Source organism: Aestuariivirga litoralis (genome assembly GCF_003234965.1).
In the GTDB taxonomy this organism is placed as follows: Bacteria; Pseudomonadota; Alphaproteobacteria; order Rhizobiales; family Aestuariivirgaceae; genus Aestuariivirga; species Aestuariivirga litoralis.
The window spans coordinates 64,673-86,174 of the sequence record NZ_QKVK01000007.1 but is presented as its reverse complement, the minus strand read 5'-3'; the positions used below and the strand labels follow the sequence as shown (position 1 = coordinate 86,174).

The window sequence follows — 21,502 nt, the reverse complement described above, 5'->3', positions numbered from 1 at the left end:
GCCTGTCATCAGCCCTCAGCCGATCTCGTCCCACCAGATCGGATTGCTCCATGCACGCTTGCCCGCGCCGTCGATCACGGTGACGCGGAACCACGGGCTGGTCTTCCTGAGGAGCCAGCCCTTCTCGAGCTTGGCGAGGTCGAAGCTCGCCTCGGTGATGGCCTTGCCGATGCGCACCGCGCTGCGCGATGTGCCGCAGACCACGGTGATGGTGTCGACCGGCGAGCAGGAGATCGAGATTTCCTTGCCGTTCATCTCGATCGCATGGAGCTGCGGCCCCATGCTCGAATAATAGAGGCCCTTCTTCAGGCTTTCGAGCAGGGCATCGGGGTCGAGGCTCTCGGCCTTCACATGCACCCAGCCGCCGAAATAGTCAGGTCCCTTGAAATGCGCGTCATCCGTCGCGAAAGCTGTGAGACGCTTTCCTTCGGTGAACAGCTGGTCGGCGAGGTACCAGCCGTCGCCGCGGTCATTCTCGATGGCACAACCATGGTTGTAGATCTCGACTGCATGCGCCGCGTCGATGGCGCGGCCGTCCTCGATCGTCAGCTGCGACCAGGCGGGATGCGCGATGCCGATGAAGGCACCGGCCTCGCGCGCGCGGCGGGCGAGCTGGGCGCCCGTCTCGCCGGGCAGGTTCCTCGGGAAATCCAGCGGCAGGCCGGCGGCCACGATGTGCCAGAGCTCGCCCACCTGGGTTTCCGGCGCATGGAGCTCGACGCCCAGCAGCGTGGTGAAGCTGTTGGAGCGGAAGGGCCGGGTGTCGGCGATGGGGAAGTCGAAGTGCTCGATGAAGTGCTCGGAGAGCTGCATGAAGTCATAGCCTGCATTCTTGTAGGCATCGACCACCTGCTTCGGCTCGAGCGCGCCGTCCGACAGGTTCGAATGCGTGTGCAGGTTGCCGCGCCAGAAGCGGCCTGGAGCGGAGAAGGGGGCGAGAAGGGCCATGTGAAAATCCTGGGCTTGGGGGTCAGACGCTCATCTGCATGCCGAGCTCGACCACGCGGTCGGGCGGAATGCGGAAGAACTCGATGGCGCGCGACGACTGGTTCGCCATCATGATGAACAGCCGCTGCTGCCAGAAAGGCAGCGACGACCTGGCCGACATGCGTATGACCCTTCGGCCAAGGAAGTATGACGCATGGCGCGGGTCGATCTCGAGGCCGAATTCGGCGCAGGCGCGCAGTGCCTTGGGCACGTCCGGCTGCTCCATGTAGCCGAAGCGCGCCTCCACCAGCCAGGCGCCCAGCGGCAGCTGCTTCACCACCACGCGGTCCTCGCCCTCGAGCCGCGGCTGGCTCGTGGTCTCGGCGGTGATGAAGACGAGGCGGTCATGCAGCACGCGATTGTGCTTCAGGTTGTGCATGAGTGCGGAGGGGGCATAGACGGGGTCCGTCTGCAGGAAGACGGCCGCACCGGCGACGCGCGTCGGCTGGCGGCGCTCGAGGCTTTCGAGCAGCGGGATCAGCTCCACCGACTCCTTCTTCAGCTTGTCGGTCAGCGCCTGGCGGCCCCTCATCCAGGTCACCATGAGCAGGATGATGGTGGCGCCCATCAGCACGGGCACATAGCCGCCATTGGCGAGCTTCAGGCCATTGGCGGCGAGGAAGGTGGCCTCGATCACGAAGATCACGGCGAGGGCGGGCAGCACGATGAAGACCGGAAGGTTGCGCGATTTCCAGAAGAAGATCGAGGCCAGCACCGTGTCGACCAGCATCGAGGTGTTGACCGCGATGCCATAGGCCGAGGCGAGGTTGGACGATGACTGGAACACGAGGACGAGGATGACCACGCCCACGAGGATCATCCAGTTGATCTGGCCGACATAGATCTGGCCCTGCTCGGTCTCGCTGGTGTGGGTGATGCCCATGCGCGGGAAGAGGCCCAGCGACATGGCCTGCTGGGCGATCGAGAAGGCGCCGGTGATCACGGCCTGCGACGCGATCACCGTGACTGCGGTGGCAAGCAGCACCAGCGGGATCACCATCCAGCCCTGCACCATGAGGAAGAACGGGTTGGTCACCGCCTCGGGGTGCGAGATGATGAAGGCGCCCTGGCCGAGGTAGTTGAGGATGAGGCCGGGGAACACCACGGCAAGCCAGGCCATGCGGATGGGCTTCGCCCCGAAATGGCCCATGTCGGCATAAAGCGCCTCGCCGCCGGTGACGGCGAGGAACACGCCGCCGAAGACGAGCAGCGCCAGGCCGGGCCGGTCGATCAGCATGCCGAGGCCGTGCATCGGGTCGAAGGCGTGGAAGATCTCGAGGTCGTCCGAGATGTGGAACAGGCCCATCACGCCGAGCGTCGCGAACCACACCATGGTGATCGGCGCGAAGAGCTGCGCGACACCCGCCGTGCCCTTGTACTGGAACAGGAACAGCGAGATCAGGATGGCCAGCGTGAGGGGGACCACATAGGGTTCGAAATGGTGATTCACCACCTTCAGGCCCTCGACGGCGGAGAGCACCGACATGGCCGGGGTGATCATCGCATCGCCGAAGAAGAACGCCGCGCCGATGATGCCGAGCGCCAGCACGAAGCCACCCTTGCGGCGGAGCAGGGTTTCCACCAGCACCACGAGCGAGAGGATGCCGCCTTCGCCCTTGTTGTCGGCGCGCATCAGGAAGAACACGTATTTGAGCGTGACGATGAGGATCAGCGCCCAGAGCAGCAGCGAGGCGACGCCCAGCACCGCCTCGCGCAGGTCGGCGCCGGAGGCCACGACGGGGTGCAGCGCCTCGCGCATGGCATAGAGCGGGCTCGTGCCGATGTCGCCGAAGACCACGCCGATCGAGGCATAGGCAAGCTTGAGGGAGGCCTTGCTGGCGCCGTGCGGTTGCGCTTCGGTGTTATTCATGGATGCGCGCCACCGGCGCTGGCCCCTGTTTCTACCGTCCGGCTATTCCGCCGTCACGACGGCGCGGCATTCAGCAGGAAACGATGCCAGAGTCAATGGCGCGGGCGGCTTCACCGGCTTCGTCGGCTTCTTCTCCGGCGGCGGGTGCTCGATGCGCTTCCACGGCGCATTGCCCATCCAGTAGGCAAGGTCCTTGCCGCAGCCGGTGCCGTCTTCCATGGCTACTGGAGGCTGCGGCTTGCACTTGGTCGAGCCGGCCGGGCAGGCGATGCGGATGTGGAAGTGGTAGTTGTGATTGTAGTAGGGCCGCACCTTGGCAAGCCATGAGCGGTCGCCCGTCGCCCACTTGCACAGCGCCGCCTTGATCGGCGGATTGACGAAGATGCGCTCCACCTCGGGGTAGGACGCGGCACGCTTCAGCAGCCGGGCATGGGCTTCCGACCACAAGGCCTTGTCGACGCTGTGGCGCGTTGGTGCCAGCACCTCCGGCTTGATGTTCTCGCGCTCCTTGGCCGTCATCCTGTGGTCGGGCATCTGCTTGAACCAGATGTCGGCATCGAGTCCCACCTGGTGGCTGGCATGGCCCGACGGCATCGGGCCGCCGCGCGGCATGGACATGTCGCCCACGAGGAGGCCGTTCCAGCCGTCATTGGCCTTGGCCTCGACGGCGAGGCGTTCGATCAGGTCCACCAGCTGCGGCTGGCCCCAGTTGCGGTTGCGCGACAGGCGGATCACCTGCCATGCCGGCCCGTCCACCGGCAGCGCCACGGCGCCAGCCTGGCAGCCCTTGGAATAAAAGCCGATGGGGCGCGACTTCATGGTGCTGGCTGGCGTGGTGAAGCTCGAGAACAGCTTCTTGGCAGGCAGCTTCATCAGCTCCTTGTCGGAGAGTGCCGCCAGCGCCCGCACGTCATAGGGCGATTGCGACCATGCGGCTGCGCCAATGCCAAGCCCTGCGGCGATGACCGCCGCGGCAATGAGGAGATGTCTCTTCATCAGCGCCCTCACTTCTTGCGGAACTGGTCGAGTGACACGACCTTGGCAGGCTCGTCCGCCAGGGGGCCGTCCTCGGTCTCGTCGTCGGTGCCGGATGCGGCGGCAGGGGCGGGGGCGGGGTGGGCTTCCGCCCGGGCCGCAGCCGGCTTCGGTGCCTCCACCTCGCGCGGGCGCGCCGCCGCCTGGGTCTCGAACTGCAGGCCGAACTGCACCGCAGGGTCGAGGAAGCCCTTCACCGCGTCGAAGGGAATGACCAGGTGCTCCGGCACGTTGTCGAAGGAGAGTTCGACCTCGAAACGGTCGTCATGCACCTTCAGGTTCCAGTACTGGTGCTGCAGCACGATGGTCATCTCGCGCGGGTAGCGCGCGGCGATCTTCTCGGAGAGTTCGACGCCCGGCGCGCGGGTGTTGAAGGCGATGTAGAAGTGGTGCTCGCCGGGCAGCCCCTGCGTCTCGGCAATGCGCAGCGCCTCGCGCACGACGCCCTTCAGGGCATTCTGGGCGAGCAGGTCATAGCGCATCAAGTCATCGGGCATGCGGGCGATTCCGGCGTCTCTGTCGAATGGTGTCTGGCGGGGTAGCATAGCCGCGCAGGGGAGGCAAAGCCATCCGGCAACCCGTCCACCTCTGGCTGGCCGGCGGGACCCGTGGACGGCCATGCTGGTAATCCTGCCAGCGTGCGGGCGCGTGGCGCCCCGATGATTAACCTTTCTTTCACATTTCGCCCGCCAAACCCCCGGCAATTAACCATCCACTGGTTGTGGATTGTTCTGCGCGTGGTGTAGCTGTGCGCCCACCATGACAGCAAAACACAAGACATCCTGGACTCTTTGCCTGCTGGGCGCCCTCACGGGCACAACCCTGGCTTCCCTCAATGGTGCGGCTGCCGCAGATGAAATCGATTGGCCATGCCGACGGGACGAGGCGCGCCCCACCACCTATTCGCTTCAGGGCTGCGCCTATTATCAGTTCGGCCTGACACCGGCAGGCACCGAGACCGGGTCGGGGGCAGGGCCGGAGCCTGGCCCGGCACCGGGACCGACACCCGCGCCCTACGGGCCGTAGCGCATCTGCAATCGTTCTTGCGCCAGGAGGCCACTGAAGGAGGGTCCGGCGGCGCGCTTCAGGACGAACATGGATGAGGAGGGGAAAGTGCCGGCTTCTGTTGCCAGGTGCCGGCGAACCCCGCCTTAAGCGGCTAAGCCCAAGGACTTTGATTTCGGTTGCTCAGGCTGCTTACGCAGCCACCGCGACCGGAGCATAGTTGTCGTTGGCAACTATATGTTTAGCCCGATAACGTCGGTACCATCACGGGCAAAAAGCAACCCTTTACACCCTCGTCGATCCTGGTTCGCCCCCAGCAGAGGCCGCTGTCCCGCAGCGGTCTGTGGTGGAGGCGCCGGGTACTGCCCCCGGGTCCGAAAGGTTTATTACGATCACCGTTTATCGCCATAGTCATGCCTTGCGGCGTGACAGCTCAAATATAGGGGCCGCCCCGGGCGAAGGGAAGGGAAACTTGCCCCTCTTTGTGTCGCCCGGCGGAATCGTCTAGGCTCCGGCCATGAAGCAGTATCACGACCTGATGCGGCACGTGCTCGCCCACGGCCACCGCAAGGACGACCGCACCGGAACCGGCACCCTCTCGGTCTTCGGCTGGCAGAGCCGTTACGACCTCACGCAGGGCTTCCCGCTGGTGACGACCAAGAAGCTGCACCTGCGCTCCATCATCCACGAACTCCTGTGGTTCATCCGCGGCGACACCAACGTCCGGTACCTGCGCGACAACAAGGTCACCATCTGGGACGAGTGGGCCGACGAGAACGGCGATCTCGGCCCCGTCTATGGCGCCCAGTGGCGTTCCTGGCCGGCGCGGGACGGGTCCGCCATCGACCAGCTCTCGGACGTGATCGCCCGGATCAGGACGAGCCCGGATTCCCGCCGCCTCATCGTCACCGCCTGGAACCCGGCGGATGTGGACCGCATGGCGCTGCCGCCCTGCCACTGCCTGTTCCAGTTCTACGTGGCCGACGGCAAGCTCTCCTGCCAGCTCTACCAGCGCTCGGCCGACATCTTCCTGGGCGTGCCCTTCAACATCGCCTCCTATGCGCTGCTCACCCACATGGTGGCGCATGTGACGGGGCTGAGGGTCGGCGACTTCGTCCACACGCTGGGCGATGCGCACCTCTACCTCAATCACCTCGAACAGGCGGAAGAGCAGCTGGCGCGCGAGCCCATGCCGCTGCCGCGCCTCGTCATCAGGCGCGACGTGAAGGACATCCTCGATTTCCGCTTCGAGGATTTCGAGATCGTCAATTACCAGTCCCATCCCCATATCGCCGCACCCGTGGCCGTATGAAGCTGGGCGAGGATTTTTCCGGCGGGCTGTTCCGCCGCGGCTACTGGCCTGACAATGCCACGGGCCTGTGGTACTCGCTGGCCGTCGCCGTGGTGCTGATGGTGCTGCACCAGGCGCTGCAGGCGGTTTTCGTGGTGGCGGGCCTGATGTTCTTCAAGCTCGCACCGGGCGTCACGCCCGCCCTCACCAAGGTGGCGCTGGTGTCGATCTTTCCGGCCTCGCTCATCGTCTTTGCGCTCGGCTACTGGCTGGCGGGCCTGCGCGGCGGGGTGCGCCGCGAGGTGCTGGCCCTGCACTGGCCGCGCCTCACGCCGCTCGGCGTGGCGGTGCTGATCATCGGCTTCATGCTGGCAATGTATGCCGCCATCATGCTCATCGTGCTGGTGTTCCAGGTCGATATCTCGCAGTACACGCCGGGCCCGCACGGCGAATCGCCCAAGACCGGCTCTGCCGGTGCGGTGAAGGAGGCGATGTTCGACATCGCCAACACGCCCTGGCTCTTCGCGCTGGTCTTCCCCTCGATCGCCATCGGCGCACCACTGGCGGAGGAGCTGATCTTCCGCGGCCAGCTGTTCTCCGCGCTTTCGCAGACGAGGCTCGGCGTCGCCGGCACCACGGTGGTGACCGCCGCCCTGTGGTCGCTGCTGCATGTCACCGAGCCGTGGCTGTCGATCGGGCTGATCTTCGTCATGGGCCTGTTTTTCGGCTGGATGATGTATCGCTTCGGCAGCCTGTGGCTCACCGTCCTCTGCCATGGCGTGTGGAACGGCTTCTATGCGCTGCTCATCTTCTTCAACGCGGCAGGCGTGCCATGACGCTGGAGATCAGGCCGGCGCGCCCGGGCGAGGAGGGGCTGGTCCTCGCCTTCATCCGGAAGCTCGCCGACTACGAGAAGCTGGCACATGAGGTGACGGCGCGGGAGGCCGACCTGCGCGAGGGCCTCTTCGGCCCCGCGCCGCGCTGCCACTGCGATCTCGCCTTCTGGAACGGCGAGGCCGTGGGCTTCGCCCTGTGGTTCTACAACTTCTCCACCTTCGCGGGGAAGGCCGGGATCTATCTCGAGGACCTCTTCGTCGAGCCCCACATGCGCGGGCGGGGCATCGGCAAGGCGCTGCTGAAGACGCTCGCCCGGCGCTGCGTCGACGAGGGCCTGCCCCGCCTGCAATGGTGGGTGCTGGACTGGAACGAGCCCTCGATCGCCGTTTACCGTGCGCTCGGAGCAAGGCCGATGGACGAATGGACGGTGTTCCGCGTCTCGGGCCCCGAACTGGAGGCACTGGCCTCATGAGCATCACCATCCGCCCTGCCGTGGCCGGCGACGGCGCAACGCTCACCCGCATGATCCGCGCCCTGGCCGAGCATCACGGTTATGAAGCGCATTTCTCCGCGCAGCCGGAGGATTACGAGAAGTTCCTCGCCGACCCCGCCGCCATCAACGGCGCACTCATTGCCTGCTGGAACGGCGAACCGGCGGGCTGTGCAACGTGGCAGCGCAGCTATTCCACCTTCATCGGGCGCGAAACCATCTACATGGAAGACATCTCGGTTCTGCCGGACTATCGCCGCAAGGGCATCGGCTCGGCACTCCTCAGGGCCATGGCGCGCTTTGTGCTGGACCGCGGCGCGCCACGTCTTCACTGGCTGCTGATGGCATGGAACGGTGAGGCCCGCCGCCTCTACGCCGAGGCGGGTGCCGTGATCGAGGACGGCAACTGCCACTGCATCCTCGAGGGCGAAGCGCTGGAAAGGCTCGCCTCATGATCTCCTATGTCGTCGCGGTGTCGCGGAACGGGGTGATCGGCCGCGAGGGCGGGCTGCCCTGGCACATCTCCTCCGACCTCAAGCGGTTCAAGGAGATCACCATGGGCAAGCCCGTGGTCATGGGCCGCAAGACCTGGGAAAGCCTGCCCCGGAAGCCGCTGCCGGGCCGCCGCAACATCGTCATCACCCGCCAGAGGGGCTTCGTGCCGGAGGGCGTGGAGGTGGCCGCCACCCCGGAGGAGGCGCTGCGCCTGGCCGGTGATGCACCGGAAGTCGCGGTGATCGGCGGTGGCGAGATCTACCGCCTGTTCTGGCCGCTGGTCGACCGGCTCTACCTCACCGAGGTCGACCTCGATGTCGAGGGCGACACGCATTTCCCGCCCGTTTCGCCGGATGAATGGCGCGAGGTGGGGCGCGAGCTTCACCCGCGGGGCGAGCGGGACACCGCCGCCTTCACGCTGCGCATTCTCGACCGCATGACAAAAAGTTAAGGTTCCGGCCCGGCGTGGACATTCCGCCGCAGCCTTCCTATATCGTGCCGAACTTGCGTATCACGACATCAGAACAACAAGGGTGAATTGAATGCCGTGGAATTCAGAAGGCGGTGGTGGTGGTGGCGGTCAGGGGCCCTGGGGCCAGGGCCCTTGGGGGCAGGGCGGCGGTCCGCGCCGGCCGAACCCCGGCAACCGCGGCCCCAACCCGCCCGATCTGGATGACCTGATCCGCAAGGGCCAGGACAAGCTGAAGCAGGTCATGCCGCAGGGTGGCGGCGGCTATGTCGGCTGGCTCCTCGGCCTCGGTTTCATCGCCCTCGTGGTGGCCTACAACAGCGTCTACCAGGTGCAGCCGGACGAGCGCGGCGTCGTGCTGCGCTTCGGCACCTTCAACCGCATCGCCGAGCCGGGCCTCCACTTCGCGCTCTGGCCGGTCGAGACCATGGAGAAGCCCAAGGTCGGCGCCGTGCGCCAGATCAACATCGGCAACGAGGGCAGCGACGGCCAGATGCTGACCTCCGACAAGAACATCATCAACGTGCCCTTCTCGGTGTTCTGGCGCATCAACGACGCCAAGAACTTCCTGTTCAATGTCGCCGACCAGGAGCAGGTGATTTCCGCCGTGACGCAAAGCGCCATGCGCGAAGTGGTGGGCCAGACGCGCGCCCAGGCCATCCTGACCACCGGCAAGAACACGGTGGAAGCCCAGGTGATGGAGATCACCCAGAAGCTGCTCGACGAATACGGCGCGGGCGTCACCGTCTCGTCGGTGAACCTCGGCGACGTGCAGCCGCCGCGCGAGGTGGCCGATGCCTTCGCCGAAGTCGTGCGCGCCGGCCAGAACCAGCAGCAGCTGATCAACCAGGCCGAACAGTACCGGAACCAGAAGTACCGCCAGACCGACGGTGATGCCGCCAAGCTCATCGAGGATGCCAACGCCTACAAGGCCGCGACGGTGGCCGAAGCCCAGGGTGAGGCGGCGCGCTTCCTCTCGGTCTACGAGCAGTACAAGAACGCCAAGGACGTGACGCGCGAGCGCATCTTCCTCGAAACGATGGAGAACGTGCTCGGCAGCACCAACAAGGTGATCGTCGAACAGGGCGCCAACGGCCAGGGCGTGGTGCCTTACCTTCCGCTTCCTGAAGTCAAGGCCCGTTCGGGCGCGGCGCAGAACTGAGCGGGAGCAGAGCCATGAACAGCATGACCAAGACCATCCTCGCCGGGCTCGCGATCGCCGCCGCGGTGCTCTTCTATCTCTCCTATTTCGTGGTCGACCAGAAGCACAAGGCGCTCGTCCTGCGCTTCGGCGACATCGACCGCGTGGTGGAGGATCCGGGCCTTTACTTCAAGGTGCCCTTCGCCGACACCGTGACGCTGATCGACAACCGCATCCAGATCTGGGAGAACAACGGCCGCCCGGTGCAGGACGTGGCCTCGCAGGTCTATATCGTCGATGCCTTCACGCTCGCCCGCATCAAGAATGCGCGGCTGTTCCGTGAAACGCTCGGCGCCGACATGATGCAGGCCGAACAGCGCGTCGGCGCCCGTCTCGATGCCGCACTCCGCCAGACCTATGGCCGCCGCTCCTTCGATGCGGCCCTGTCGTCCGACCGCGCCACCATGATGCGCGAGATCCGCGACCAGCTGCGCGAGGAGGCCGACGGGCTCGGGATCGAGATCGTCGATGTCCGCGTGCGCCGCACCGACCTCTCCGACAACGTGCTCGAGCAGACCTACGAGCGCATGAAGTCGGAGCGCAACGCGCTGGCCCAGGACATCCGCTCGCAGGGCGAATCGACCAAGACCCGCATGAACGCCGAGACCGACCGCACGGTGACCGAGAAGCTCGCCCAGGCCAAGAAGGAAGCGGAAATCCTGAGGGGCCAGGGCGATGCCGAGCGCAACAAGGTCTTCGCCGAGGCCTTCCAGCAGGATCCGGAATTCTTCGGCTTCTACCGCTCGATGCAGGCCTACCAGAAGGCGCTGGGCGGCGACGGCACCACCATGGTGCTGAGCCCGAACTCGGAGTTCTTCCGCTACTTCGGCGACCAGAAGCCGGTTGCTGCGCCTGCCGCGCCGGTCGCCGTCCAGCCCGCGCAGTGATGCTGGAAAACGTGCTGATGGCCCTCGGTCTCGTTCTGGTGATCGAGGGCCTTCTTTATGCCTTGGTTCCGGCCCAGCTGAAGGCCATGATGCAGCAGGTGCAGAAACTTTCGGACGACCAGCTGCGTATCGGGGGTGTCGCCGCCATGGCCACCGGCGTCGTTGCCGTGTGGATCGTGCATGCGGCGTTTTTCTGATGGATTTTCGAGGAGGGTTCACATGAGCGGCAAGATCACCACGGTGCGCGGCCTCGCGCTGGCGGCGGGCATCAGCATGCTGGCGGCGGCGGCCGTGGCGCAGACCACCGCCCAGTCGCCCGCCATCAACCAGACCCCGGCGCCCGGCGAGAATCTCACCCCCACCCAGCCGCAGCTGCAGGAGCTGCCCTCGGTCGCCGACCTCGCCGACCGGCTGCTTCCCGCGGTGGTCGAGATCACCATCGAATCGGGCGGCGGCCCCGCCAGTTCCGAGACCCAGCAGGACGCGCCGGAGGCCACCCCCGAACTTCCCTCCGACCCCGGCAATCCGGATGACCCGGCCAACCCCTTCAAGGATTTCTTCGACGAGTTCCTGAAGCGCGGGCAGGGCGGCGAGCGGCCGCAGCAGAAGATGACCTCCATGGGCTCCGGCTTCGTGGTCGATCCGTCCGGCATCATCGTCACCAACAACCACGTGGTGGAAGGTGCCGAATCGATCGAGGTCCACTTCCACGACGATACCGTGCTCAAGGCCGAGCTGGTCGGGCGCGATCCCAAGACCGACCTCGCGGTCATCCGCGTCAAGCCGGAAAAGCCCTTGCCCGTCGTCGCCTTCGGCGACAGCGACAAGCTGCGCGTCGGCGAATGGGTGATGGCCATCGGCAATCCTTTCGGCCTTGGCGGTTCGGTGTCGCTCGGCATCGTCTCGGCGCGCAACCGCGACATCAATGCCGGCCCCTATGACGACTTCATCCAGACCGATGCCGCCATCAACAAGGGCAATTCCGGCGGCCCGCTGTTCAACCTCAAGGGCCAGGTCATGGGCATCAACACGGCGATCTTCTCGCCGTCGGGCGGCTCCGTCGGCATCGGATTCTCGGTGCCCTCCAACACCGCGAAGAACGTCATCAGCCAGCTGATCCAGTATGGCGAGACGAGGCGTGGCTGGCTCGGCGTCAAGATCCAGGCGGTGACCGACGAGATCGCCGAATCCCTCAACCTCGCCAACACCCGGGGCGCACTGGTGGCCGACGTGACGCCGGACGGCCCGGCCCAGAAGGCCGGCCTCGAGTCGGGCGACATCATCATCGAGTTCAACGGCCGCCCGGTGAACACCATGCGCGACCTGCCGAAGATCGTGGCGGAAACGCCCATCGGCACCAAGGTCCCGGTCAAGGTGCTGCGCAAGGGCAAGGAAGTGGCGATCACCGCCGAGGTGGGCCGCCTCGAGGACGGCGAGAAGATGGCCGATGCCTCTTCCCCCAAGAAGGCGGAGCCCGCCGCCCCCGCCGTCATCACCGTGCTCGGCATGACGCTGACCACGGTCACCGACGAGCTGCGCGCCAAGTACAAGATCGACAAGGACCTGAAGGGCGCCGTCATCACCGAGGTGGCGCAGGAGGGCCCGGCGGCCGACAAGCGCCTCGAGCCGGGTGACGTCATCACCGAGGCCGGCGAACAGGAAGTGCAGGGTGCCGCCGACATTTCCGCCCGCGTGGAAGAGGCGAAGAAGGCCGGCAAGAATTCGATCCTGCTGTTGATCGCCAAGGGCGGCAAGTCGGGCGAGATGCGCTTCATCGCCCTGAAGCTGAAGTGATGGGCCGCCTTGCGGCCCATCATCCGCGGGCCTGACCCGCGGATCTGTTTCCCGCACCATATGCCGTCACCCCGGCGAAAGCCGGGGCCCAGCTTTGGTTCAGCATGCATGGACAGAAAGCGGGGTCCCGGCTTTCGCCGGGATGACGCGTTTAGCGAACGAACTCCGCCTTCCGATACCCCTGCAAATACAGCAGCGCCGTCAGGTCCCCGTGGTTCACCCGGTACCGCGCCTGTGCCTGCACCTGCGGCTTGGCATGCAGGGCGACGCCCATGCCCGCCGCTCCGAGCATCGCGAGGTCATTCGCCCCGTCGCCCACCGCCAGCGCATCCCCGGTCGCGATCCCCAGCCGCGCTGATATCCGCTGCAGCGCCTCGAGCTTGGCCTGCTGGCCGAGAATGGGCCGGCCCACCTCGCCGGTGAGCACGCCATCGGCGGTGATCAGTTCATTGGCCTGGTTCTCGTCGAAGCCCAGCGCCGCGGCCACCTTCGCCGTGAAGGGCGTGAAGCCGCCTGAAACCAGGGCGGTATAGGCGCCATGGGCCTTCATGGTGGCGATGAGTGCGCGCCCCCCGGCCATGAAGCTGATCCGTTCACGGAGGATCTGGTCGATGATCGAGGCGGGAAGCCCCTTCAGCAGCTTCACCCGTTCGGTGAGGGCCCCCTCGAAGTCCAGCTCGCCGCGCATGGCGCGCGCCGTGATCGCCTTGATGTGCTCGCCGATCCCCGCCATCACGCCCAGCTCGTCGATGCATTCCTGCTCGATCATGGTCGAGTCCATGTCGGCGATCAGCAGGCGCTTGCGGCGGTTCTCCGCCGGCACGACGTTGGCGTCGACGGGCAGGGCGGCGATCGCTTCGGTGAATTGCGGGCGCGCCGCGAAATCCGCCACCTCCAGCGCCTCGCTGGTCTCCAGCCAGCGCGGCATGCCGGCGCCGAAGTCGCGCAGCATCTCGGTGATGTTGGCGTTGATTGCACCCGAGCCCGGTGCTGCTATGAGGACGAGAACGGATTCCATATGACCGCCAGACACGAGAAACGCGCGCTGCTTATTGCAGGCCCCACCGCCAGCGGCAAGTCCGCCCTGGCGCTGGAGAAGGCCGTGGCGCTGGGCGGCGTGGTCATCAATGCCGATGCGCTGCAGGTCTATGCCCCCTTGCGCATCCTTTCCGCCCGGCCCTCGGCGGAGGAGGAGGCCCTGGTGCCGCACCGCCTCTATGGCCATGTCGGCGCGGAGCAGCCTTATTCCGTCGCCGCCTGGGCGGCCGAGGTGCGGCGCGAGATGGAAGCGGCCTGGGCGCAGGGCCTCCTTCCCGTCATCACCGGCGGCACCGGCCTCTATTTCCGCGCCCTCGAACTGGGCCTCGCCCCCGTGCCCGAAATTCCCGATGAAGTCCGCAGCCGCTGGCGCAGCTTCGCGGGCGACCTCCACGCCGAACTCCTGCGCCGCGACCCCGCCATGGCGGCGAAGCTTCTGCCCTCCGACCGCCAAAGGCTTTCCCGCGCACTGGAGGTGATCGACGCCTCCGGCCGCTCGCTCCTCGACTGGCAGAAGGATGGCCAGGACCAGGCCCCGCTGGCCGGCGTGACGGTCGAGCGGGTCTTCATGGATGTTCCCCGTGAGGAACTCTATGCCCGCGCCGAGGCCCGCTTCGATGCCATGCTCGCCGCGGGCGCGCTGGAAGAGGCCCGCGCGATGATCGATCTCGATCCCATGCTCCCCGCCATGAAGGCCATCGGCCTGCCGGAGCTCATCGCGCATCTGCGCGGCGAGATCACACGCGAGCAGGCCGCCACACAGGCCAAGACGGCGACACGCAACTTCATCAAGCGCCAGTTCACCTGGTGGCGCAGCCAGTTGCCGCACTGGCGCTGAGGCGATAAGACCTTCGTTTCAACCAGAGGGGGAGGTTTGACGATGAAGCTTGCCGTCATCGGGGCCGGTGCCATCGGCCGCTCGGTCGCCGCGGCCTTCCATGCAGGTGGCGACGCCGTGCGCCTCGTCGGCCGCCGCAAGGCGCCGCTCGCTGCCATCGCTGCGCCGGGCGATGAACTCGTCATGGCCGACGTCACCACGCCCGCGGGCTGCCGCAGCGCGCTCATGGGCTGTGACGCCGCCGTCTATGCGCTGGGCCTGCCCTACACGACCGAAGCCTTCGCCGCCTATCCGCCCATGATGCAGGCCTTCGTCCGTGCAGCGCGCGAGCAGGGGGTGAAGCGCCTCCTGCTCATCTCCAATGTCTATCCCTATGGCCTGCCGCGCAGCGCCAGAGTGGCGGAGGACCACCCGCGCGAGCCCGTCATGCAGAAGGGTGAATACCGCAAGGAGCAGGAGGACATTCTTCTCGCCGCAACGTCAGCCGGGATGGAGACGATCTCGCTGCGCTTGCCGGACTTCTACGGCCCCGGCGTCGAGAACAGCCTGCTCACGCTGGCTGCCAAGGCCGCCGCCGCGTGCGGCACCGGCATGCTGCTGGGGCCCGCGGACACGCCGCACGAATTCGTCTTCACGCCGGATGTGGGCCCGGTGGTCAAGGCGCTGCTCCAGCATGAAGGCCCGGTCGCCGGGGCCTATAACTTCGCCGGCGCCGGCGTCATCACCCAGCGCGGGCTGGCGGCGCTGCTCTACGAGGCGGCGGGGCTGCCGCCGAAGCTGCGCGTGCTGCCGCCCTGGGTGCAGAATGTCATGGGCCTGTTCATGCCGATGCTGCGTGAACTGAAGGATGTGCGCTACCTGAGCCAAACCCCGGTGCTGCTCGATGATGCGAAGCTCCGCACCTTGCTTCCAGGCCTCCGGAAGACGCCTTACGATGAGGGTGCGCGGCTCACCCTCGCCGCCGCCAGGGCCAGCCTGCCCGCCGCCTGACGACCTGTGGAAACTACCAATATTGCCATTGGCCGGAGGCGCCCTTAAACCCCTGCGCGCAGGATGGATGTCAGTCCTGCGGCAAGACAAGGGATGAACGGCAGATGAAACACCTCGTGATGGCGCTGGTCGCCGCTTCAGTGGCCTTGAGCATTCCGGCAGCGGCGCAGGTCCGCATGCCGCAGCCGGCGCCGGAAATGGACCCTGACATGCGCATGCCGGTTCCCGGCCCCGGCGGCGGCGTCAAGGGCTGCTGGCGCGCCAAGCAGCCGCTCTATGGCCAGTATCGCCTGTCCTTCTGCCTCAACCGCGGCTCGGACGGCGGCTACCAGGTCGATGGCGGCAAGCTGTCCTGCGGCGGCGATCTCGACTGGCAGCGCAACGGCAACCAGGTCGACATCCGCATGAACCGCGGCCGCTGCAACCGCAACACCGACTGGAGCCGCGACCGCATCTCCTGCACCATCGACCTCTATGGCGCGGCACCGGGCGAGGCCGCGCTGATCCCGGCCCAGGTCCGCATGCCGGTGCCGGGCGGCGGCGGCGTCTCCGAGATCAGCCGCCTCAACTGCGTCTATCGCCCCGCCACCGGGCCCTATGGCCCGGTGCGCTTCATCGCCAAGCGCGACTATTGAGGGTCCTGCAGGCGGGAAGGGGCCTTGACGTGCCCCTCCCGCCCGCGTAGAACCGCCCGCCATGAACACCATTCTCGTAGTAGGTCCGCGCAGCGCCGGGGAAGCTTAAGCTTCCAGGAACTGGTGGTGCTGCGCGGAAATCAGGCTCCCTTGGGGGCCTTTTTTATTGCCTGAATGACAAATCACGTGTTTGACGAAACGCAATTTCTGAAGAGGTGAGTGAGATGGCCACCAACGAGATGACCGGCGCCGAGATGGTGCTGAAGGCGCTGCAGGACCAGGGGGTCGACACCGTGTTCGGCTATCCGGGCGGTGCCGTGCTCCCGATCTACGACGAGATCTTCCAGCAGGAGAAGGTGGAGCACATCCTCGTCCGCCACGAGCAGGGGGCAACCCACGCCGCGGAAGGCTATGCCCGCTCGACGGGGAAGTGCGGCGTCGTGCTCGTCACCTCCGGCCCCGGCGCCACCAATGCGGTGACGGGCCTCACCGATGCGCTGCTCGACTCGATCCCCATGGTCTGCATCACCGGCCAGGTGCCCACGCACCTGATCGGCTCTGACGCCTTCCAGGAATGCGACACGGTCGGCATCACGCGTCCCTGCACCAAGCACAATTATCTCGTGAAGGACGTGAACGACCTCGCACGCATCCTGCACGAGGCCTTCTATGTCGCCACCCATGGCCGCCCCGGCCCGGTCGTCGTCGACATCCCGAAGGACGTGCAGTTCGCCAAGGGCCGCTACGTCGGCCCCAAGAACATCGAGCACAAGACCTATCGCCCGCAGGTGAAGGCCGACCAGAACGCCATCCGCGCCGCGGTCGAACTCATCGCCACGGCGAAGCGCCCGATCCTCTATACGGGCGGCGGCGTCATCAACTCAGGCCCCACGGCCTCGAAGCTGCTGCGCGACTTCGTCGAGATGACCAACATCCCCATCACCTCGACGCTGATGGGGCTGGGCGCCTATCCGGCGAGCGGCAAGAACTGGCTCGGCATGCTCGGCATGCACGGCATGTACGAGGCCAACATGGCCATGCATGACTGCGACGTGATGATCTGCGTCGGCGCCCGCTTCGATGACCGCATCACCGGGCGTCTCAACGCCTTCTCGCCCAACTCGAAGAAGATCCACATCGACATCGACCCGTCCTCGATCAACAAGACGGTGCGCGTCGACGTGCCGATCGTCGCCGACGTCGCCCACGCGCTGGAGGACATGATCCGCGTGTGGAAGGCGAAGTCCGTGACGCTGGACAAGAAGGCGCTCGACACCTGGTGGAAGCAGATCGACGGCTGGCGCGCCAAGGACTGCCTCAAGTACCGCAAGAACGCCGACGTCATCATGCCGCAATATGCGGTCGAGCGGCTCTATGAGCTCACCAAGGACAAGAACGCCTACATCACCACCGAAGTGGGCCAGCACCAGATGTGGGCCGCCCAGTTCTACCGCTTCGAGGAGCCGAACCGCTGGATGACGTCGGGCGGCCTCGGCACCATGGGCTATGGCCTCCCCGCCGCCGTGGGCGTGCAGCAGGCGCACCCGGATGCGCTGGTGATCGACATCGCGGGCGATGCCTCGGTGCTGATGACCATGCAGGAAATGTCGACCGCGATCCAGTATGAGCTGCCGATCAAGATCTTCATCCTCAACAACCAGTACATGGGCATGGTGCGCCAGTGGCAGCAGCTGCTGCACGGCAACCGCCTGTCGCATTCCTACACCGAGGCGCTGCCTGACTTCGTCAAGCTGGCGGAGGCCTATGGCTGTGTGGGCATGCGGGCGACCAAGCCCGGCGAGCTCGACGATGCGATCCGGGAGATGATCAAGGTCAAGCGTCCGGTGATCTTCGACTGCCGTGTCGCCAACCTCGCCAACTGCTTCCCGATGATCCCCTCGGGCAAGGCGCATAACGAGATGATCCTGGGCGAGGACGTGGCCGACGAGGACGTCGGCTCGGTGATCGACGCCAAGGGCAAGATGCTGGTCTAAGGGACGGAGAGACACACATGAACGCACATCTTCAGCCCTCGGGCTCGGCCTATTTCCTCGACAGCGTGAAGCCGCTGGTCGAAACCCACACGCTCGCCGTCATCGTCGACAACGAGCCGGGTGTGCTGGCCCGCGTCATCGGCCTGTTCTCGGGGCGCGGCTACAACATCGAGTCGCTCACCGTCTCCGAGACCCAGCACGAGAAGCACGTCTCGCGCATCACCATCGTCACCAGCGGCACGCCCGTGGTGATCGAGCAGATCAAGAACCAGCTCGGCCGCATGGTGCCGGTGCATTCGGTGGCGGATCTGACCGTGCAAGGGAACGCACTCACCCGCGAGCTCGCCATGGTCAAGGTGTCGGGCACCGGCGAGAAGCGCGTCGAGGCGCTGCGCCTGGCGGACGCCTTCCGCGCCCGCGTCATCGACGCCGGCACCCAGAGCTTCATCTTCGAGATCACTGGCAAGACCGACAAGGTCGAGCAGTTCATCTCGCTCATGGTCCCCCTCGGCCTCGTCGAGGTCGCCCGCACCGGCGTCGCCGGCATCACCCGCGGCGCGGAGGGCATGAAGGTCTGAAGCCTTCGCTGATCGCTAACAGTCATCATGGCCGGGCTCGTCCCGGCCATCTTTTTTTTGGCGCGCGTACTTCATGCCATGGGCCATCATCGCGCCCCATCCTGCAAAGCATTTCCATCGAAAAATCCCTCCCGCCCCGCATCAGGAGCATTGCGTCTGGCGGGAACTGCACTAATGGGTTGCAGGGAGGGTCGGGATGGTCATTCTCCTGCAGCTGTGCATTTTCGCGGGCTTCGTCATCTGGCGGGGGCGCAGCCTGTTCGGCTGGCACCTGTCGCGTGTCGGCTGGGAAAGCGACGAACTGGGCTACACCCTCGACGTCCGCGGCAAGCGCGTGGCGCGGCATGTGGGGCTGTTGCGGCGGGGCGGCATTCCCTTCGTCATCCGGCCCGAGCAGTGGTACCACCGCGAGATCAAGGCGCTGGGCATCTGTGGCGAGATCAGCATCGGCGACAGCGCCTTTGACCAGCGCTATTTCATCACCACCGATTTCCCGGGCCATCTCGAGCAGCTGCTGGCCTCGCGCGATCTGCAGCAGGCGGTGCATGACTTGTTCGGCCTCGGCGTCGCGTCGCTTCATGCCACGCGGCGGCGGATCTGGTGCGTGCTGGAGGGAGCCTCCCTCCAGCAAGGCGAAGGCGATGTGGCGCGCACCTTGGAGCTGCTCCGCCGGATATCGGACGCCACCTCCGAGGCCCAGTCGCGCGGCGCGGCCTCGCCCGTGAGCCGGCAGCGCCGCGTCGCGGCGCTGAGCTTCATCGCCGTACAGGCCGGTCTTCTCACCCTCGGGCTGCTGGGATTTCTGCCAACCTATCTCGACACCATCCACACGCTCGACAGCCAGACACTGGTGATGACCGGCCTCGCCGCCGGCCTGCTGGCGGCGATCCTGTGGTTCTTCCTCATCCTCGGCGTGTTCCGCGGCTCGTCGTGGATTTCCTGGGTGCTGGCGGATTTCGTGCTGTGCGGGCTGCTCGGCTTTGCGCTTACCGGCATTTCCGTGGTGCGTGACGTCAATGTCCATCTCACCAGTGCCGCGCCGACGGTCTACCGGCAGCCGGTGGTCACCAAGATCTGCACCCTGCAATGCAAGAAGGGACGCCGGCGCTCCGCACAGCATCGCACTTTCGACTTCCATGGCGACACGGCCTGTGCGCCGGAGGCACGCCAGGCGACCATCGCGCTCAAGAGCCAGCAGGACACGGTCTGCGCCGCGCAGTCCTGGTTCGAATTCACGCTGCTCGTCCGCAACTGGCAGGGCGAGGGCACCTATGCCTTCACGCCAGGCCCGGACCTGTTCGACAGCGTGCGGACGGGAAGCGAGGTCAGCCTTCCCGTCCGGCACGGCGCATTGCGGCTCGACTGGTTGGACTGGAACGAGATCGGCAAGGCCATGCCATAGCGCCGCCCCGCGCGCCCCGGCGTGGCCACGCCGGGGAACGGGGAGGTGCAGGGCCGGCGGGCGGTCCTGCGAAAACAGATTCACGATGTCAATCAGCAGGAGTCACGAAAAGAAAACATACCTAGCATGGGACAGATGCAAAATCAAGCATTATGTTCCTAATATAAGCAAATACGCATGAGAAAGCCGCGGGGCGGCGGAAACGTCTCCGCCTAACCGGTCTGCCCATTTTCCCTCCAACCGGCTTTTTTCTCCGGACCATCCTGCGCTAGAAGGCGGTGATCGAAGGAGTTTCCGCCCGTGCCGTGCAAGCTGTCCGTCAACGTCAATGCCATCGCCTATCTGCGGAACCGGCGCCACGTGCCGTGGCCGTCGCTCACCGATCTCTGCCACGTGGCGCTGGACAATGGCGCGGTCGGCATCACCGTCCATCCGCGCCCCGACGAGCGCCACATCCGCCGCACCGACGTCACCGACATCAGCAAACTCCTCAGGGCCGAATATCCGGGCGCTGAATTCAACATCGAGGGCTATCCCGACGAGCGCTTCCTCACACTCTGCGAGGCCGAAAGGCCGGAGCAGGTGACGCTCGTCCCGGACGATCCCACCCAGTCCACGTCCGACCATGGCTGGGACATTGCCGCCAACCGCGACCGGCTCACCGCCGTCATCGCCCGTCTGCACAAGAGCGGCGCCCGCGTTGCGCTCTTCATCGACCCCGACCCTGCGGTCCCGGCACTGGCCAAGGCCGTGGGGGCGGACCGCGTCGAGATCTATACCGGCCCCTATGGCGGCGCCTTCGAGCCCGCCGCGCGGGCGCGCGAGTTCGACAGGGTGGTGGCCACCGGCAAGGCCGCGGAGGCCGCGGGCCTCGGCCTCAATGCCGGGCATGACCTGACGCGGGAGAACCTGCCGGCCCTTGTCAAGGCGCTGCCGAACCTGCAGGAAGTCTCCATCGGTCACGCGATCACCGCCGACGCCCTGATGTTCGGGCTCGGCGAAACGGTCAGGAAATTTAGGACGGCCATTGGCGACCTCTAGTCTTCTCACGCTGCTCTCGATCGGCCTGATCCAGCTTCTCGCGGTGATCTCGCCGGGCCCGTCCTTCCTCATCACGGCGCGCACGGCGGTCGCCCAGTCGCGGCTCGACGGCATCAAGGTGGCGCTGGGGCTGGGGGCGGGGACTGTGATCTGGTCGTCCGCCGCGCTCCTCGGACTCAACGCGGTGTTCCACGCCGTGCCCGTCCTGTTCATGGGCATGAAGGTGGCGGGCGCGCTGTTCCTGCTCTACATCGCCTACATGATCTTCCGCCACGCGGCGGAGCCGCTGAAGATCGACGTCGAGGCCGGCGCCGTGGGCAACCCCTTCGTCAAGGGCTTCCTCACCCAGATCGCCAATCCCAAGGTCGCCGTGTTCTTCGGCTCGATCTTCATCGCCATGCTGCCGGCCGAGGTGCCGCTGTGGATGACGGTGGCGCTGATCTTCATCGTCAGCTTCAACGAGGTCTGGTGGTATTCTGCCGTCTCGCTGTTCTTCGGCTCCGGCCCGGTGCGGGCCTTCTACCTCAGGGCCAAGGTCTGGATCGACCGGGTCACCGGCCTGTTCCTCGGTGCCCTCGGCCTGAGGCTCCTCTGGTCGGCGCGCGACGCGCTCTAGCCCCACCTT

At 66.2% G+C, this 21,502-nt stretch carries 22 protein-coding genes and 1 other RNA gene; 17 read left to right on the top strand and 6 right to left on the bottom strand.

The features are described from left to right. Positions 1-15: 15 nt before the first annotated feature. From DK847_RS15055 to ssrA, 5 genes are all read right to left on the bottom strand, one after another. Positions 16-948 carry a CehA/McbA family metallohydrolase gene (locus DK847_RS15055; RefSeq protein WP_111199353.1) on the bottom strand — a complete coding sequence of 311 codons (933 nt, stop codon included), beginning with the start codon at positions 946-948 and terminating at the stop codon, positions 16-18. A gap of 22 nt (positions 949-970) precedes the next feature. Beyond that, positions 971-2,857 (bottom strand): potassium transporter Kup, encoded by a 1,887-nt coding sequence (locus tag DK847_RS15050; RefSeq protein WP_111199352.1) that lies wholly within the window; start codon positions 2,855-2,857, stop codon positions 971-973. A gap of 42 nt (positions 2,858-2,899) precedes the next feature. Next, complete coding sequence (gene mepA, locus DK847_RS15045; RefSeq protein ID WP_111199351.1) at positions 2,900-3,853, bottom strand: penicillin-insensitive murein endopeptidase; 954 nt, start codon at positions 3,851-3,853, stop codon at positions 2,900-2,902. An 8-nt stretch (positions 3,854-3,861) separates the two neighbouring features. Next, positions 3,862-4,389, bottom strand: coding sequence for an SspB family protein (locus tag DK847_RS15040; protein ID WP_111199350.1), 528 nt, complete (start codon positions 4,387-4,389; stop codon positions 3,862-3,864). A 615-nt stretch (positions 4,390-5,004) separates the two neighbouring features. Next, positions 5,005-5,366: a transfer-messenger RNA gene (ssrA, locus tag DK847_RS15035) on the bottom strand. 48 nt (positions 5,367-5,414) lie between these two features. Here ssrA and DK847_RS15030 point away from each other — a divergent pair. The 9 genes from DK847_RS15030 (at position 5,415) to DK847_RS14990 (ending at position 12,361) form a co-directional block, all read left to right on the top strand. Beyond that, positions 5,415-6,209 carry a thymidylate synthase gene (locus tag DK847_RS15030; protein ID WP_111199349.1) on the top strand — a complete coding sequence of 265 codons (795 nt, stop codon included), beginning with the start codon at positions 5,415-5,417 and terminating at the stop codon, positions 6,207-6,209. Continuing rightward, positions 6,206-7,024 carry a CPBP family intramembrane glutamic endopeptidase gene (locus DK847_RS15025; protein ID WP_111199348.1) on the top strand — a complete coding sequence of 273 codons (819 nt, stop codon included), beginning with the start codon at positions 6,206-6,208 and terminating at the stop codon, positions 7,022-7,024. Before DK847_RS15030 ends, DK847_RS15025 begins: the two co-directional genes overlap by 4 nt. Continuing rightward, positions 7,021-7,497, top strand: a complete 477-nt coding sequence (locus DK847_RS15020) for a GNAT family N-acetyltransferase (RefSeq protein ID WP_111199347.1) — start codon at positions 7,021-7,023, stop codon at positions 7,495-7,497. The genes DK847_RS15025 and DK847_RS15020 overlap by 4 nt, the downstream gene beginning before the upstream one ends. Next, entirely contained in the window at positions 7,494-7,970 is a 477-nt protein-coding gene (locus DK847_RS15015; RefSeq protein ID WP_161957301.1) for a GNAT family N-acetyltransferase, read from the top strand. The genes DK847_RS15020 and DK847_RS15015 overlap by 4 nt, the downstream gene beginning before the upstream one ends. Beyond that, positions 7,967-8,461, top strand: a complete 495-nt coding sequence (locus DK847_RS15010; RefSeq protein ID WP_111199345.1) for a dihydrofolate reductase — start codon at positions 7,967-7,969, stop codon at positions 8,459-8,461. Before DK847_RS15015 ends, DK847_RS15010 begins: the two co-directional genes overlap by 4 nt. A gap of 91 nt (positions 8,462-8,552) precedes the next feature. After that, entirely contained in the window at positions 8,553-9,641 is a 1,089-nt protein-coding gene (gene hflK / locus DK847_RS15005) for an FtsH protease activity modulator HflK (protein ID WP_111199344.1), read from the top strand. Positions 9,642-9,655: 14 nt separating this feature from the next. Continuing rightward, a complete protein-coding gene (gene hflC, locus DK847_RS15000) occupies positions 9,656-10,567 on the top strand; it encodes a protease modulator HflC (RefSeq protein ID WP_111199343.1) in 912 nt (303 codons plus the stop codon). A gap of 17 nt (positions 10,568-10,584) precedes the next feature. Continuing rightward, complete coding sequence (locus tag DK847_RS14995; RefSeq protein ID WP_111199505.1) at positions 10,585-10,764, top strand: DUF2065 domain-containing protein; 180 nt, start codon at positions 10,585-10,587, stop codon at positions 10,762-10,764. Between the two features lie 22 nt (positions 10,765-10,786). After that, positions 10,787-12,361 carry a DegQ family serine endoprotease gene (locus DK847_RS14990; protein WP_204508347.1) on the top strand — a complete coding sequence of 525 codons (1,575 nt, stop codon included), beginning with the start codon at positions 10,787-10,789 and terminating at the stop codon, positions 12,359-12,361. A 151-nt stretch (positions 12,362-12,512) separates the two neighbouring features. On the opposite strand, the gene serB is transcribed toward DK847_RS14990, so the two are convergent. Further along, positions 12,513-13,379 carry a phosphoserine phosphatase SerB gene (serB, locus tag DK847_RS14985; protein ID WP_111199342.1) on the bottom strand — a complete coding sequence of 289 codons (867 nt, stop codon included), beginning with the start codon at positions 13,377-13,379 and terminating at the stop codon, positions 12,513-12,515. On the opposite strand from serB, the gene miaA reads away from it, so the two are divergent. From miaA to DK847_RS14945, 8 genes are all read left to right on the top strand, one after another. Next, positions 13,380-14,237: a tRNA (adenosine(37)-N6)-dimethylallyltransferase MiaA gene (miaA, locus tag DK847_RS14980; RefSeq protein ID WP_111199341.1), complete on the top strand. Its 858-nt coding sequence runs from the start codon at positions 13,380-13,382 to the stop codon at positions 14,235-14,237. 42 nt (positions 14,238-14,279) lie between these two features. Then, on the top strand, positions 14,280-15,227 hold the full coding sequence (locus DK847_RS14975) for an NAD(P)H-binding protein (protein ID WP_111199340.1): 948 nt from the start codon (positions 14,280-14,282) through the stop codon (positions 15,225-15,227). A 104-nt stretch (positions 15,228-15,331) separates the two neighbouring features. Then, complete coding sequence (locus DK847_RS14970; protein WP_111199339.1) at positions 15,332-15,862, top strand: hypothetical protein; 531 nt, start codon at positions 15,332-15,334, stop codon at positions 15,860-15,862. 224 nt (positions 15,863-16,086) lie between these two features. After that, the gene (locus DK847_RS14965; protein ID WP_111199338.1) at positions 16,087-17,856 is read left to right on the top strand and encodes an acetolactate synthase 3 large subunit; all 1,770 of its coding nucleotides are present in this window, start codon (positions 16,087-16,089) and stop codon (positions 17,854-17,856) included. A 17-nt stretch (positions 17,857-17,873) separates the two neighbouring features. Further along, on the top strand, positions 17,874-18,434 hold the full coding sequence (ilvN, locus tag DK847_RS14960; RefSeq protein WP_111199337.1) for an acetolactate synthase small subunit: 561 nt from the start codon (positions 17,874-17,876) through the stop codon (positions 18,432-18,434). Between the two features lie 196 nt (positions 18,435-18,630). Next, positions 18,631-19,836: a hypothetical protein gene (locus DK847_RS14955; RefSeq protein ID WP_111199336.1), complete on the top strand. Its 1,206-nt coding sequence runs from the start codon at positions 18,631-18,633 to the stop codon at positions 19,834-19,836. A 300-nt stretch (positions 19,837-20,136) separates the two neighbouring features. Further along, on the top strand, positions 20,137-20,877 hold the full coding sequence (locus DK847_RS14950; protein ID WP_111199335.1) for a pyridoxine 5'-phosphate synthase: 741 nt from the start codon (positions 20,137-20,139) through the stop codon (positions 20,875-20,877). After that, complete coding sequence (locus tag DK847_RS14945; RefSeq protein ID WP_111199334.1) at positions 20,864-21,493, top strand: LysE family translocator; 630 nt, start codon at positions 20,864-20,866, stop codon at positions 21,491-21,493. The genes DK847_RS14950 and DK847_RS14945 overlap by 14 nt, the downstream gene beginning before the upstream one ends. The last annotated feature ends 9 nt before the right edge of the window (positions 21,494-21,502 follow it).